The sequence below is a fragment of the Photobacterium rosenbergii genome (genome assembly GCF_033022775.1).
In the GTDB taxonomy this organism is placed as follows: domain Bacteria; phylum Pseudomonadota; class Gammaproteobacteria; order Enterobacterales; family Vibrionaceae; genus Photobacterium; species Photobacterium rosenbergii_A.
In genome coordinates this window covers 870,108-883,206 of sequence record NZ_JAWJZI010000001.1, presented here as the reverse complement: position 1 = coordinate 883,206, position 13,099 = coordinate 870,108, and the positions used below count along the sequence as shown (strand labels likewise).

Below are 13,099 nucleotides of genomic sequence, written 5' to 3'. Positions count from 1 at the left end.
TGATTACCAACGGTTTGAGTCATAAGGGATAGAACCGTAAAATATCTGTACGATTGGAGTAGTGTATGACAGATCAACGTACAGAAATATTCACCGCTGAGCGGCTAGGATCTGGCTTTGAAGCCGATCAGACATCGCATCTGACAGTGAGCCTTCAGCCCGGGCAACATTTGGCAATCAGTGGTCCATCAGGTTGTGGTAAATCGAGCTTGCTGCAAGTCATCGCCGGTTTGCTTCCCCCTGCAGGAGGCACCATTCAATGGCAACAAAACAAGATTAAAGAACAGAACCTGCCTTGGTGGCGCCAGCAGTTTTGCTATTTGCCACAGCAAGCCGTAATGGGCGGTGAGACAATCTTAAAGGCATTACTACTGCCTTGGCACCTTAAAGCCCTTAACCTTCCAGAGCCCACACATGAGAAGTGCCTACAGGTATTGGTATCCCTAGGGATTTCCCATTCACTCGAGCAGCCAACACACAAACTCTCTGGTGGGGAGAAGCAGCGCTTGGCGATTGCCCGTGCACTGCTGATGGAGCGTACTCTTTGGCTGATGGATGAGCCGACCTCTGCACTTGATCCTGCCAGCCGAAATAAGGTGATTGAGCTAATTGCTAAGCAATCACTTACCGTGATTTCGGTTTCTCACGATCCGGTATGGGTTAACTCGGCACAGCTACAGCATGTGATGGGAGGGAGCGATGAGTGATACTTTAGTGATCAGCAACTGGGCACTGGCTGGTTTTTATCTGTTGTTTCTCATTCCGCTAGGTTTATTTCACCGTTGGGAATTTGGCCTGAGCAAGACCTTGGTGTCAGCCGTGCTCAGAATGACAATTCAACTTTCGATAGTGGGTATTTACTTACAAACCCTGTTTTCCTTCCAGAACCCTTGGCTCAACACCTTGTGGTTGTCTGTGATGGTGATTGTGGCCGGGTTCAGTATCTGCCGCCGTGCAGGCGTACCGCCAAAATCCGTATTACCGGCTGTATTGAGTGGCCATATCGTTGCGCTGCTGGTGGTGTTGCCTTTGTTGTTGGCAGGTGTGATCCAGGCTGAGCCTTGGTGGCAGGCGCAATATCTGATTCCGGTCGCTGGAATGTTGTTGGGTAACTGCTTGGCCGCGAATGTATTGGCGTTGGAGCGTTGGTACAGTAGCTTGAAAGACAAGCAGGACGAATACCAGTTTTACTTGGCGATGGGGGCGCCTAAGCCGGAGCAGCCATTTATCCGCACGGCGGTGAAAGCCGCCTTGGCCCCACAGCTAGCGTCGATGACGACGTTAGGCATCGTCAGCTTGCCAGGTATGATGACAGGTCAGATCCTTGGTGGCACTGAACCTTTGCTGGCAGTGAAATACCAGTTGGTGATTATGGTGGCGATATTTATCTCAGCCACAATGTCAGTAACCACGACCTTGACGGTTGCCAGCCGCTCTGCCTTTAACCGCTATGGCCAGTTGAAGTTCTAATATGATTGAAGCTCTAATAGATGACGGCAAAAAGCGTGGATAAAAAAACAGCCGGCATTGCCGGCTGTTTTCTCGAGAATAATGACTTATTCTGCGATTTCTGCGTTGTGGTAAACGTTCTGAACGTCGTCACAATCGTTTAGCGCATCAAGGAATTTCTCGAATTTCGCTACGTCTTCACCAGCAACTTCAGTCATGGTTTGAGGAACGAAAGAAATTTCTTCAACGTCTAGTGTTACTTCAGGCATGGTCGCAGCCAGTGCGTTTTTCACCTTGAAGAACTCAGTGTGCGGAGCAAATACAGTGATTACGCCGTCTTCACACTCGATGTCAGATACATCAGCATCTTCCATCATTAGGTTCTCAAGTACTGCTTCCTCGTCGTCACCTTTGAACTGGAATACAGCCTGGTGCTCGAACATGTGAGCAGTGGTACCTGGAGAGCCGATTTTTGCGCCGTTCTTAACGAATGCTTGGCGAACGTCCATGAACGTACGGTTGTTGTTGTCTGTTAGACAGTCAACGATCACCATGGTGTTACCAGGACCGAAACCTTCATAGCGTGCAGTTGCGAAATCTTCACCGCCGCCACCTTTCGCCTTGTCGATCGCTTTCTCGATAACATGGCTTGGAACCTGATCTTTTTTCGCTTTTTCAATTAGGCGTTTCAGGGAAAGGTTGCTATCAGGATCAATACCACCGTTTTTCGCACTTACGTAAATTTCTTTACCGTACTTTGAATAAACTTTGATTTTTGCGCCCTGTGTTTTTGCCATAGAGGCTTTACGGACTTCGAAACTGCGTCCCATAGGAATCACTCTCTTTTAGATATTTGGGATTTCTGTTGGAGGCGGATTTTATCAGTAACCAAGGCGGTCTGGCTAGGGGTTATAGCTTGAAAGACGGGTTGAAAGGCAGGTTGATTGGTGGGCTAGATCAAGTTCTGTTTTGAAATTTGAACCAATTTTCTCTCTCTTGCTAGATTATTAGCGATGAAAACGGTACAAAGCAAAGGCTCAAGTCTCTTGGGTATTGTGAAAAACAGAGAATAATAAAGAGAAGAGATATCAATGAAAATAGTTGCTGTCACCGCTTGCCCTACCGGGATTGCCCATACTTACATGGCTGCTTCAGAGTTGACCAAAGCCGCCCAGCAGTTGGGGGTGCAGATGATGGTCGAGACTCAAGGGGCGATGGGGATCGAAAACCAATTGAGTTTTCAGGATATCGGTCGGGCTGATGTGGTTCTGATTGCATCAGATATCGAAATCGAACACCGTGCTCGATTTACCGGTAGCAAGATCCACTGCGTGACTATTGAAGAGGTGCTGACCGACCCGGTTGGGGTGATCAACCGCTGCAAAGAGCTGTAATCAAACACCTACTTATTGATGATTAATCGCCTAAACGACTTATGATAGAACGCCGTATCACCTTCACTCTCGATGAAGAGGGCTTGCCAGCCTGGAAACTCAACCGGCTAAAAACCTTGGCGGGTTTTTTCCGCTCAGTGGTAGTGATACACAATATCTCTCAGCTTAGGATGGCTAATGCCGAGCAGGCGATGCGGATGATGAGCTTGGGTTCGATGCCGGGCGATTTATGCCAGCTGATGATTGAAGGCTCGGATGCCGAGCTGGCCTGTATGGTGTTGACCGACTTTGTCTCCGAGCATTGCCATCTTATTTGCACTGGCCATCGTCACATCAGCCAGCGTGAAGGGACGGGTCGCATTACCCTACCGTTTGACTATGAACTTAGTTTTTTGCCGCCGCTTTCCCAGTTATCAGTCAGCACGTTTAAAAAAGCAGATGTCCTTACCGAAATCTGCCGCCAGTGCGCCCCCAACCAACCCAATAAAGCCAACCGTCTTTTAGAGCAAATTCAGGCGAGAGAGACTATCTCATCAACGGCAATGGGCAATGGTGTTGCATTGCCACATATCTTAACCCCAGATGTCGAGGTGCCAACCTTGGTCTTGGCGACTTTAGAACAACCTTTAGACTGGGGTTCAAAGCGCGGTCCTGTGACCAGTATTGTGGGATTGGTACTACCTGCTCCTCCACAACGTGAGCATTTACTGGCTTTCTCGTCATTCTCAAAACGGTTGCTAGAGCCTGATTTTTGTCAACTGCTCACTGAAGATGCACGCCCAGAGGTACTGCGAGCTGTTGTCCTAGATAGCTTGTCCCTGCCGTTTCGGTAAAAAGCCGTTTAGGTAATAAGGCGTTAGCTAAACTATTCTCTTCCCCGGTAGTCAGACGGCGTCATCCCTGTTTTATTCTTAAACACCCGGTAGAAGTAGTTCACATCCTGAAAACCACAACGGGTTGCAACTTCGTTTAAGCGGAAGGTGTACTTTTTCAACATGAACTTTGCCCGTTCAATCCTTACCCAAGTGATGTAATCGGCCATGCGCATGTGGCCCTGCTGGCGAAATAGCCGTGATAGGTGGTTGGGTGTGATGTTAAAGCGCTTGGCAATGGAATCACGGGTAATTGGGCGGTGGAAGTTCTCCTGAATGTAAATACAGATCCCCTGGTAGAGATCTTCGCTGCGCTTTTTATTGGTGTTGCTCGGGGCTGCGAGCATCTGTTGGCAATAGCTCATCAAGGCTTGCAGCAGGTGCTCATCCATCGGTTTTTGCAGGGGCTCTTTCGCTAAGGCATTCAGTGCCGCAAGTATATGGTCAATAGCAAAGCCGGTTCGGGTCTGGATACTGTGCTTTTGCACATCATAGAAGCTTGCTTGCCCCTTGGACTTACTAACCAGGCTAAATCCGAGTTGACGCTTACCAAATAGCAGGCTGAGTACTGAGCAGTCAGTATCCCAGTTGGGCTTGTTCCAACTGTTGGGCGGGATATATAGCGCATCACCGGCCATGATCTTTACTTCGGTGATGCCATGATCCGGATCCTCCAGCTCATTGAGGTATTCACCGCTGATGACCATTTCCAACCGCGGGAAGTTAACCTGATAGCTAAATGGTGGCGGGGTGACATGATCGCCGGCAAACCAAATTCGGTTGAAGTGCTCCCGCTCGGCAAGCAGGGTTTCGAGTAGCTGGTGGAAGACTTGGCTCATGGTACAAATTGACCTTGGCTAGGGTAGACGTGTTGTGGCTATTATCTTTTGAGCTTGCCTCTATTGTCCTTGTTCTCGGTTAGATACCGTGAAGCGGATCACTAAAAATTGCAGTCCTAGGATGAAAAATCGTGTTACTTAAGTCTAGCTATTATTCATTTTTGATTTTATATATGCAGCATTTATGATTGATATTTTGTGTTTAAATGTCTGATTTTATAGGTTTTTATGTGGTTTTGGATTGGTTTCTGTTAAGCGTGTCATTGTGAGAGTCCGATCACACAACAATATAGGTGTTACAAATATCCAGTAAATGCCCCTCTGGTACACTATAAGAGGTGTGCTAAAAAGCCGAAAATATCCCCAACGGCAACAAACAGTATGCCGATATAAATAATCAAAGGGGGAACACTCATGATCACCAATCTGATTAATGAGCAGTTGATTTGCCTAAACCTTAAGGCAACAACGAAAGAAGAGGTGTTTGTTGAAATGATCGATATCCTGCATGCGCAGGGTCGAGTCAGCGACAAGCAACAGTTCTTGGCAGATATCCATGCTCGTGAAGAGCTGGGCAATACCGGCTTTGAAGATGGCGTTGCCCTACCTCATGCGAAAAGTGCTGCTGTAAGCGAGCCTGCTGTCGCTATCGGCATCAGCCGAACCGGTATTGAATACGGCGCAGAAGACGGCCTGCCTTCTAAACTTTTCTTCATGATTGCTTCTCCAGACGGAGGTGCTAACCACCATATCGAAGTATTGGCCGAGCTATCTTCCAAGCTGATCGAGGACGGCTTTATTGACGCTTTCCTTGCAGCAAAATCTGAAAAAGATGCCCTGGCTCTGCTACTGGAAAAAACAGAAAGCGCAGAGGCACCAGCGGCTGAAAATGGTTTCCTTATTGGCGTAACCGGCTGTCCTGCTGGTGTTGCCCACACTTACCTTGCAGCGGAAGCGCTGGAGAAAGGTGCGAAAGAGCTGGGTTACGAAATCAAGGTCGAAACCAATGGCTCTATCGGGGTGAAGAATAGCCCGACAGCCGAAGAGATCGAACGTGCCGAGGCGATCATTGTCAGCTGTGACAAGCAGGTGGACATGACCCGCTTTGCTGGCAAGCGTTTGATTAAAACTGGTGTGAAGGCACCCATCAAAGATGCCAAAGGTCTGATTGACCAAGCGTTGGCTGCGCCTGCATACCAAGCGTCTGGCGATGACGCGCCAGTCGAGAAAGAAAGCAAAGTAACCCAGGCTCGCTCGGATCTCTACCGCTACCTGATGAACGGCGTATCGCACATGATCCCGTTTGTTGTTACCGGTGGTTTGTTGATCGCCCTTGCGCTGGCAATTGGCGGCCAACCAACAGAAGCGGGCATGGCCATTCCTGATGGCAGCATGTGGAACAAGGTACTGGATGTTGGTGTCGTTGCATTCACATTGATGATCCCAATTCTGGCTGGTTACATCGCTTACGCCATTGCTGATCGTCCTGCGCTTGCCCCGGGCCTGATCGGTGGCTGGATTGCTAACAACGGTTCGTTCTACGGCGCGGAAGCCGGTACAGGTTTCATTGGTGCTATTGTCGCGGGTCTGTTGGTCGGTTACTTCGTCAAATTTATCGTCACTCGTAACTACCACAAGTTCATTCAGCCACTTGTGCCAATTATGATTGCGCCAATTACCGGTAGTTTGTTTATCTCGAGCTTGTTCATCTTCGTTATCGGTGCACCGATTGCGAGCTTGATGGATGGCCTGAACGCACTACTGACCAGCATGAGTACCGGTAACGTTGTACTGCTAGGCATTGTATTGGGTGGTATGGCTGGCTTCGATATGGGGGGCCCATTCAATAAGGTAGCCTTCCTATTCTCTGTAGGTATGATTGCAAGTGGCCAGACACAATTCATGGGTGCGATGGCGTGTGCAATCCCAGTCGCTCCGCTAGGTATGGCGCTAGCCACTGTAATTGGTCGTAAGTTCAATATCTTCGAAGAGTCTGAAATTGAAGCTGGTAAAGCCTCAGGTGCAATGGGCTTGGTGGGTATCTCTGAAGGTGCGATTCCATTTGCGGCGCAAGACCCGATGTCAGTTATCCCTGCGAACGTACTGGGCTCTATGGTCGCTGCTGTAATGGCCTTCTCATTTGGTATCACAAACAGTGTTGCTCACGGTGGCCCGGTTGTGGCTCTGCTTGGCGCGATGAACAAACCGGTTCTGGCACTAGCATGTATGGCAGCAGGTGCAGTAGTGACAGCACTGGTTGCAGTATCACTGAAAAAGATGCGTCAGGGTAAAGCACAACAAACCGCTGTTGCTTAATTTCCCCCGCAAGCAATAGCACTACACAGTAAACCCTGAGTGACTGTGTCCTTGAAGCTCCCTTCATTGAGGGAGCTTTTTGGCTAGAAGACTTATTCCTAGACTGGTTTCAGTTGTTATAGTTTCTGTTGCTGTCAAAGATTGGTTAGTTTGATTAACCATGAATAATCGATGAAAAGTAATGAAAAGCCTCTCTTTGCTTGCGTATTTTGGTAGTATGCGCTGCTGGAATGGCGATGGTCATGACAGGGAAACGAATAAGATGTTTAATCGGATTCCATCAGTGTCTCAATGACAGATTGGGGCCTTGATGAAATCTGCATTTGAAATAAGGAAAGCTATGTCTACTTCCCCTCGTTTTTATCGTATGCATAACGTGATTCAAGATTATGCATGGGGCAGCACAACCTCGATTGGTCAGTTGTTTGGTTTTGAAAACCCTGAAGGTAAGCCGCAAGCGGAAATCTGGATGGGGGCGCACCAGAACGGTTGTTCGCAAATTGACGTAGATGGTAAGACAACTCTGCTATCTGATTATATTGAATCGGATAAAGCGACATTGATTGGGGCACAGACGGCTGAGACATTTGGTGAGCTACCTTATCTTTTCAAGGTGCTGGCTGCTGAAAAAGCCCTGTCTATCCAGGTTCACCCAAGCAAAGCCCAGGCAGAAGCGGGTTTCGCAAAAGAAGAAGAGCAGGGCGTACCTCGCACGGCGGGTAACCGAAACTACAAGGATCCAAACCACAAACCTGAGCTGGTTTATGCTCTGACGCCTTATCAGGCAATGAACGGTTTCCGTGAGTTTGCTGAGATTGTGGCTAATTTCCGTAAGCTGGATATTGCCGAGATCAGCGCGTTGGTTGATTCTCTTGAAGCGAATCAGAATGAAGCGGGTCTAGAGGCGTTTTTTGAATCAATGCTGTCACTGGACGGTGAAATCAAAGAGACATCTGTGGCCAAGCTGCTGGCTTATGCCGAAGCACACAAAGATCATGAGTTGTTTGCACTTATCTTAGATTTGGCTGGGCAATACCCGGGTGATATTGGCCTGTTTGCACCGCTGATGCTAAACACACTGACATTGCAACCAGGCGAAGCTATGTTCCTGTATGCATGTACCCCACATGCTTACATTAAGGGTACGGGCTTGGAGATTATGGCAAACTCTGACAACGTGCTTCGTGCCGGTTTGACACCTAAGTATATGGACGTGCCGGAGCTGGTATCTTGTACTACCTGCCAGCCAATTCCTTTTGATTCGCTATTGATGGCACCGCAAGTTGAAAATGGCGCTTTGCACTACCCAATCCCAGTGCCAGACTTCAAATTCAGCGTTTACCAGCAGGCTAACGATGTAGCGCTAGAGACAAACAGTGCAGAAATCCTTCTGGCTGTTGATGCGCCTTTGACTGTTGCCCATGCTGACGGCGAAACGCTGACGATTGCCAAAGGCGAATCTGTCTTCATCCCGGCCAATGCAGGTGCTTACCTAGCAACATCTGACGGTAAGTTTGCTCGCGCATACAATTAGTTGTTGGGTGTTTAAGCGAAGTGCGGATTTGTTGTTCGGTTGGGCGTAAAGAGCTTGAAAAGCCCTTTACATCAACCGGCTAAGCCCGTATTATTCGCCGCACTTACGGAGAGATGGCTGAGTGGTTGAAAGCACCGGTCTTGAAAACCGGCATACGTTTGTAGCGTATCTAGGGTTCAAATCCCTATCTCTCCGCCACATTTCAATAGTCAGTAATCATACTGGTTATTTGACCTTCTGGGTAAGCAGGGTTCAAATCCTCCATACCCAGAGCGTCTCCACCACATTCTAAAAGTTGGGTGTTGAACCTGATTTTATACAGAATTGGAGCGGTAGTTCAGTTGGTTAGAATACCGGCCTGTCACGCCGGGGGTCGCGGGTTCGAGTCCCGTCCGCTCCGCCAACGACATTAGCCCGATGCGAAAGCGTCGGGCTTTTTCGTATTTACCGCTCCCGAAAGTGCTGCGCACTTTTGTCTGCGGGCCGGAGTGCCGGACCATCGAGTCCATCCGCTCCGCCACTACATCGAAGCCCTTGTCGAAAGACGAGGGCTTTTTTGTATGTGTTGAATTTAAGCGTTCGTCCTTCGGTCGAATGAGTCCCGGTCGAGTGCGACCCCAGCCCTCCGCCAATGATTTAAGCCTGATGCGAAAGTGTCAGGCTTTTTTCATATTTATCGCTCCCGAAAGTGCGCAGCACTTTTGTCTGCGAGCCGGGGTGCCGGACCATCGAGTCCGTCCGCTCCGCCACTACATTGAAGCCCTTAACTAGGCGTCCCCGACGAAAGACAAGGGCTTTTTTGTATGTTTATAAATCGGTGTGCTTAATTCGCCGGGTTTCCATGTGCAGAGTTAGCAATCTCTTCGCTTACCCAATGCAGAAGCTGCTTAATTGCACGGGATAACACTTGGTTCTGGCGCACGATATAACCCAAGCTGGTAGTCGGAAAATCTGGCAGTGGGGTGATGGTACTTTTCAGGTTGAGCTTGGGGTGCAACGAAAACGCAGGCACGATGGCAATGCCAAATCCCGCTTCGGCCCAATCTATTTGGGCATCGACACTGCCGACTTCCATCACCCGGTATTTGGGTAAGTGCAAACTGGGTAGGGCAAGATCAATCAGATCCCGGGTGCGGGTATCATGGCCTAATAAGATCAGTGTCGGCTCTTCGCCTGATGGCGTAATTTTTCCTTCCTTAGCTTGCTGTTGCCATTCACTCAAGCCATTTCCAAACGCACACCAGCGTATTTGCCGCAATTCGGTAAAGTGCAGCGGCTGGCTTTCTTTCTGGGCAATCACAAAGCCTAAATCGGCCTTGGCGCTTTTAACCAGTTCAGCTGCCTGGGTCGATGTGGTGTTGAACAGGGAAAGATCTATTCCGGGAAACTCGTGCTTGAATGACTGGAAGGGTTTGATTAGTAGTAGCCGGGAGATAATGTCACTGGCAGCAATGGAAAGTGTGCCTTGCGACAAGTCATTGATGGCATTGAGATCAGACTGGCATACCTGTAGCTCTTGCAGGGTCGACTGCGCACTTTTTAGTAAGCGTTCACCTGCTTGGGTCAGACGAAACGGGTTGCGTTCGACTAACTTTACCCGGGTCGCTTGCTCCAACTGCTTGATGTGCAAGCTAACGTTGGGCTGGGTCATGTGCAGCTCTGACGCTGTTTTGCCGAAATGCTCCAACCGAGAAAGAGTGACAAAGGTATTTAGCCAATTGAGATCTAGCATAAAGGCTCGCCTGTTGAACTACTAACGCCGAATAGCACTATTCTACGCCTTTTGTCACAAAATCCCATATGAGATCCTTATTGTAGTTATAACGATTATTAATTTTTCTTATTGGCTTGGTCGCCTTAGCATAATCGCATCTTTGTTTGGGAGAGTTAATTATGTCGTCTATTGTTGTTGTTGGTGCTAACTGGGGTGATGAAGGCAAGGGCCGAATCGTTGATTTCCTTGCTGAGAAAGCCTCTGCAAGTATTCGTTTCCAAGGTGGTAATAATGCTGGCCATACTGTGGTTAACGATTTGGGAACCTTCAAGTTACACCAGCTGCCAAGCGGCGTATTTAACCCAGACTGTCTTGCGGTGCTAGGCCCTGGTATGGTTATCAGCCCTGAGCCTCTATCTACCGAACTAGCCGAAGTCAAAGCTGCTGGGGTTAACGTTAACCTTTGCATTTCTGACCGTGCTACTTTGTGTCTTCCACTCCACGCTCTTGAAGATACCCTAGAAGAAGTTCGCTTGGGTGATGCAGCCTACGGTTCAACCCGTCAGGGCATAGCACCTGCTTACGGCGACCGCGTAATGAAAAAAGGCATCTTGGTTGGCTGGTTGAAGCAGCCAGAAGTACTGTGCGAGCGCATTCAGTTCTGGATGGACTGGAAACTGCCTCAATTGAAAGCCCTTTACCCGACTTTCGAATTCAACCAGACCGCACAAGAGATGACCGAGTGGTTGCTAAAAGTCTCTGAACCTTGGCGCGATGCTATCTGCAACGTGACTTTGCCGCTAAAAGCGCTGCAGGCAGAAAATCAGAACCTGCTATTTGAAGCCCAGCTAGGTGCAGGTCGTGACCTAACTTACGGCGAGTACCCATGGACAACATCATCTAACGTTGTCTCTATGTATGCCGGTATCGGTAGTGGCCTGCCAGCACTTCGCCCTGAGCGCGTGATTGCAGTTGCCAAAGCATTCAGCTCATCGGTCGGTACAGGTACGTTGATCACAGCAATGGAAGAGCAAGATGCGTTCCGTGAAGCTGCTGGCGAGTTCGGTGCAACAACAGGCCGCCCACGTGATATGGGTTACTTCGATGCTGTTGCGACTAAGAACGGTGTTGAACTTCAAGCCGCAACTGAAATTGCCCTGACCAAAGTGGATTGTCTAAGCGGTTTGAGCGATCTGAAAATCTGTGTCGCTTACGATGGTGACCACAGCGAAAACCCAATCTGGCCGCAGACTGCTTCTCTAGCGCCTGTTTATGAGCAGATGGAAGGTTGGAGCGAAGATATTACCGGTTGCCGCAAGTTTGAAGAGCTGCCAAAAGCGGCACAAGATTACGTGCTACGTATCGAAGAGCTAATGGGTGTACCCGTGAAAATGGTTTCTGTAGGCCCAGGCCGTGAGCAGATGATCATGCGCTAATTAAGCTTTTATTCTAATATACCAGATTCTGGTATAACTGAATCGGATACAGAAAAGCCAGTACCATTCATTAGGTACTGGCTTTTTGCTATTTGCTTTTTGTTAATTGAGGCAACGTGCAGGCATCATACCGGTGATTCGAATGAGTCCGGTTTGAGGGTCAATACCGAGCAGCTTAGCTGGTTGACCATCGACTCGGCCGTGTTCCCCATTAGGAAGCCCGCGATACCGGTTCGGGAAAGCGATCCCAATATCACCACATCAACGCCTTTTGCTGACGCATACAGCGGAAGGACTTCCCTGGCTTCCCCTTCGACAATTTCTATCTTGGTATTTACCGCGCTTTCTTTGTGTGGCTCTAGCAGAGACTTCAAGCGTTCAATGCGTTCCTCTCTCATCTTCTTTGACAGTTGCGCGATATCATTGTCATCGTAGCCACTCCATTTTCTCAGGTAGCCCTCTGAATCAAGCCGCCAGGCATGGCACAGGGTTAAATCGGCCCCCGTTATTTCGCAATACTCAACCGCCAGGGCAACCAGCTTTTTATTAAACTCTTGGTATTCGATATTACTGAGGTCGACAGCGGCCACAACCTGCTCGATCGGTTTGGAGTAGGAGCTGATCGACCAAATCGGCACTTCGGATTTGCGTATGATGTTTAAGGTGTTGCGACCGCGTTGGCAGGCTAGCTTTTTGTCATCTCTGGTTGAGTCAATGATCACCATGCTGGCCTGTGATCTCTTGGCTTCCTTAACGATTTCAATGTGCGGGATACCGATACGAACGTGAGTGTCGAAAGTGATATTGGGGTATTGGGTCTGGAGTACCTCAACGTGTTGATTTAGTTGGCGGTGGTAAAACTTCTGGGCCTCTTCGATGATATTGACCGCTGTATCGGAATAATTGGCCACCTCCTTTAACTCACTGAGCTCTTCGATAACTGTCAGAAGAATAACCCGTGCAGAACATTGGTTGGCAAACCAAAATGCTTGGTGGAAGGAATCATTGAGCGGTTGCTCAGGAGCAATGGTAACCAATAGTCGATTGAGTTTCATATGTCCTCCTTAAACACGCAAAAATTTGTGGCTTTTAATTTAGTCTATATCGGTTGGTTTTCGTTTACCTGCCCGGTTCATGTTTGGTAACAGAAATGCGCATTTATGAGACTGGTTTTGTGGGATTGATCTGAGTTTAGGAAGGAGGCGAGGGTAGCGATGAATCATAGGCCATCTAGCGATGGCCCGAAACACATCTGTTGTTAGCGGCAGTTAATTAAACGCTGATGGAGCGAATCTTTGAGTTCCGCTCTTTGGTGTTTGAGATCGTGCATCGCAATATCATCGATGGGGGAGCCGCTGAGCTCCAATTCACGAATTTCCTTATCAAGAGAATCGTATTTTATGGCGTCTTTGGCAAACACCTCGTTGCTTGCGGATAAGTCGAAAATAGTATCTTTGAACTGGGGGAACTCACTGACTAGTGAGTGATCTTCTCCTAACATACAACCTCCTGGAACAACCTAAAAATAGTTACACTCGGGCTAAT

12 protein-coding genes and 2 tRNA genes are annotated in these 13,099 nt (G+C 48.6%); 9 read left to right on the top strand and 5 right to left on the bottom strand.

The annotated features are described in order from the left end of the window. The first annotated feature begins 65 nt into the window (after positions 1-65). Positions 66-707, top strand: a complete 642-nt coding sequence (locus R2X38_RS04035) for an ATP-binding cassette domain-containing protein (protein ID WP_317520819.1) — start codon at positions 66-68, stop codon at positions 705-707. Beyond that, the gene (locus R2X38_RS04030; protein WP_317520818.1) at positions 700-1,470 is read left to right on the top strand and encodes an ABC transporter permease; all 771 of its coding nucleotides are present in this window, start codon (positions 700-702) and stop codon (positions 1,468-1,470) included. Before R2X38_RS04035 ends, R2X38_RS04030 begins: the two co-directional genes overlap by 8 nt. Before the next feature lie 86 nt (positions 1,471-1,556). On the opposite strand, the gene R2X38_RS04025 is transcribed toward R2X38_RS04030, so the two are convergent. Beyond that, positions 1,557-2,279 (bottom strand): YebC/PmpR family DNA-binding transcriptional regulator, encoded by a 723-nt coding sequence (locus tag R2X38_RS04025; protein WP_044620594.1) that lies wholly within the window; start codon positions 2,277-2,279, stop codon positions 1,557-1,559. A 261-nt stretch (positions 2,280-2,540) separates the two neighbouring features. On the opposite strand from R2X38_RS04025, the gene R2X38_RS04020 reads away from it, so the two are divergent. Continuing rightward, positions 2,541-2,843, top strand: a complete 303-nt coding sequence (locus tag R2X38_RS04020; protein WP_107297288.1) for a PTS fructose transporter subunit IIB — start codon at positions 2,541-2,543, stop codon at positions 2,841-2,843. A 41-nt stretch (positions 2,844-2,884) separates the two neighbouring features. Further along, entirely contained in the window at positions 2,885-3,676 is a 792-nt protein-coding gene (locus R2X38_RS04015; protein WP_317520817.1) for a PTS sugar transporter subunit IIA, read from the top strand. A 32-nt stretch (positions 3,677-3,708) separates the two neighbouring features. Here R2X38_RS04015 and R2X38_RS04010 read toward each other — a convergent pair whose 3' ends face one another. After that, the gene (locus tag R2X38_RS04010; protein WP_317520816.1) at positions 3,709-4,554 is read right to left on the bottom strand and encodes an AraC family transcriptional regulator; all 846 of its coding nucleotides are present in this window, start codon (positions 4,552-4,554) and stop codon (positions 3,709-3,711) included. Positions 4,555-4,968: 414 nt separating this feature from the next. Here R2X38_RS04010 and R2X38_RS04005 point away from each other — a divergent pair, with 414 nt between their 5' ends. From R2X38_RS04005 to R2X38_RS03990, 4 genes are all read left to right on the top strand, one after another. Next, positions 4,969-6,870, top strand: coding sequence for a fructose-specific PTS transporter subunit EIIC (locus R2X38_RS04005; protein ID WP_317520815.1), 1,902 nt, complete (start codon positions 4,969-4,971; stop codon positions 6,868-6,870). 340 nt (positions 6,871-7,210) lie between these two features. After that, complete coding sequence (gene manA / locus R2X38_RS04000; protein ID WP_317520814.1) at positions 7,211-8,404, top strand: mannose-6-phosphate isomerase, class I; 1,194 nt, start codon at positions 7,211-7,213, stop codon at positions 8,402-8,404. Positions 8,405-8,511: 107 nt separating this feature from the next. Further along, a tRNA-Ser gene (locus tag R2X38_RS03995) sits at positions 8,512-8,602 on the top strand. Between the two features lie 128 nt (positions 8,603-8,730). Further along, a tRNA-Asp gene (locus tag R2X38_RS03990) sits at positions 8,731-8,807 on the top strand. A gap of 420 nt (positions 8,808-9,227) precedes the next feature. Here R2X38_RS03990 and R2X38_RS03985 read toward each other — a convergent pair. Further along, on the bottom strand, positions 9,228-10,136 hold the full coding sequence (locus R2X38_RS03985; protein WP_317520813.1) for a LysR family transcriptional regulator: 909 nt from the start codon (positions 10,134-10,136) through the stop codon (positions 9,228-9,230). A 161-nt stretch (positions 10,137-10,297) separates the two neighbouring features. Here R2X38_RS03985 and R2X38_RS03980 point away from each other — a divergent pair, with 161 nt between their 5' ends. Then, positions 10,298-11,554, top strand: coding sequence for an adenylosuccinate synthase (locus tag R2X38_RS03980; protein ID WP_317520812.1), 1,257 nt, complete (start codon positions 10,298-10,300; stop codon positions 11,552-11,554). Positions 11,555-11,679: 125 nt separating this feature from the next. On the opposite strand, the gene R2X38_RS03975 is transcribed toward R2X38_RS03980, so the two are convergent. Both R2X38_RS03975 and R2X38_RS03970 read right to left on the bottom strand, forming a co-directional pair. Then, positions 11,680-12,609, bottom strand: coding sequence for a universal stress protein (locus R2X38_RS03975; protein ID WP_317520811.1), 930 nt, complete (start codon positions 12,607-12,609; stop codon positions 11,680-11,682). A 203-nt stretch (positions 12,610-12,812) separates the two neighbouring features. Then, positions 12,813-13,055 carry a YdcH family protein gene (locus R2X38_RS03970; protein WP_317520810.1) on the bottom strand — a complete coding sequence of 81 codons (243 nt, stop codon included), beginning with the start codon at positions 13,053-13,055 and terminating at the stop codon, positions 12,813-12,815. Positions 13,056-13,099: the final 44 nt, after the last annotated feature.

Coding starts and splice junctions, on each gene's coding strand:
- R2X38_RS03985 (WP_317520813.1), bottom strand. CDS start 10,136: ATGCTAGATCTCAATTGGCTAAATACCTTTGTCACTCTTTCTCGGTTG.
- R2X38_RS04005 (WP_317520815.1), top strand. CDS start 4,969: ATGATCACCAATCTGATTAATGAGCAGTTGATTTGCCTAAACCTTAAG.
- R2X38_RS04030 (WP_317520818.1), top strand. CDS start 700: ATGAGTGATACTTTAGTGATCAGCAACTGGGCACTGGCTGGTTTTTAT.
- manA (WP_317520814.1), top strand. CDS start 7,211: ATGTCTACTTCCCCTCGTTTTTATCGTATGCATAACGTGATTCAAGAT.
- R2X38_RS04025 (WP_044620594.1), bottom strand. CDS start 2,279: ATGGGACGCAGTTTCGAAGTCCGTAAAGCCTCTATGGCAAAAACACAG.
- R2X38_RS03980 (WP_317520812.1), top strand. CDS start 10,298: ATGTCGTCTATTGTTGTTGTTGGTGCTAACTGGGGTGATGAAGGCAAG.
- R2X38_RS04020 (WP_107297288.1), top strand. CDS start 2,541: ATGAAAATAGTTGCTGTCACCGCTTGCCCTACCGGGATTGCCCATACT.
- R2X38_RS04035 (WP_317520819.1), top strand. CDS start 66: ATGACAGATCAACGTACAGAAATATTCACCGCTGAGCGGCTAGGATCT.
- R2X38_RS03975 (WP_317520811.1), bottom strand. CDS start 12,609: ATGAAACTCAATCGACTATTGGTTACCATTGCTCCTGAGCAACCGCTC.
- R2X38_RS03970 (WP_317520810.1), bottom strand. CDS start 13,055: ATGTTAGGAGAAGATCACTCACTAGTCAGTGAGTTCCCCCAGTTCAAA.
- R2X38_RS04015 (WP_317520817.1), top strand. CDS start 2,885: ATGATAGAACGCCGTATCACCTTCACTCTCGATGAAGAGGGCTTGCCA.
- R2X38_RS04010 (WP_317520816.1), bottom strand. CDS start 4,554: ATGAGCCAAGTCTTCCACCAGCTACTCGAAACCCTGCTTGCCGAGCGG.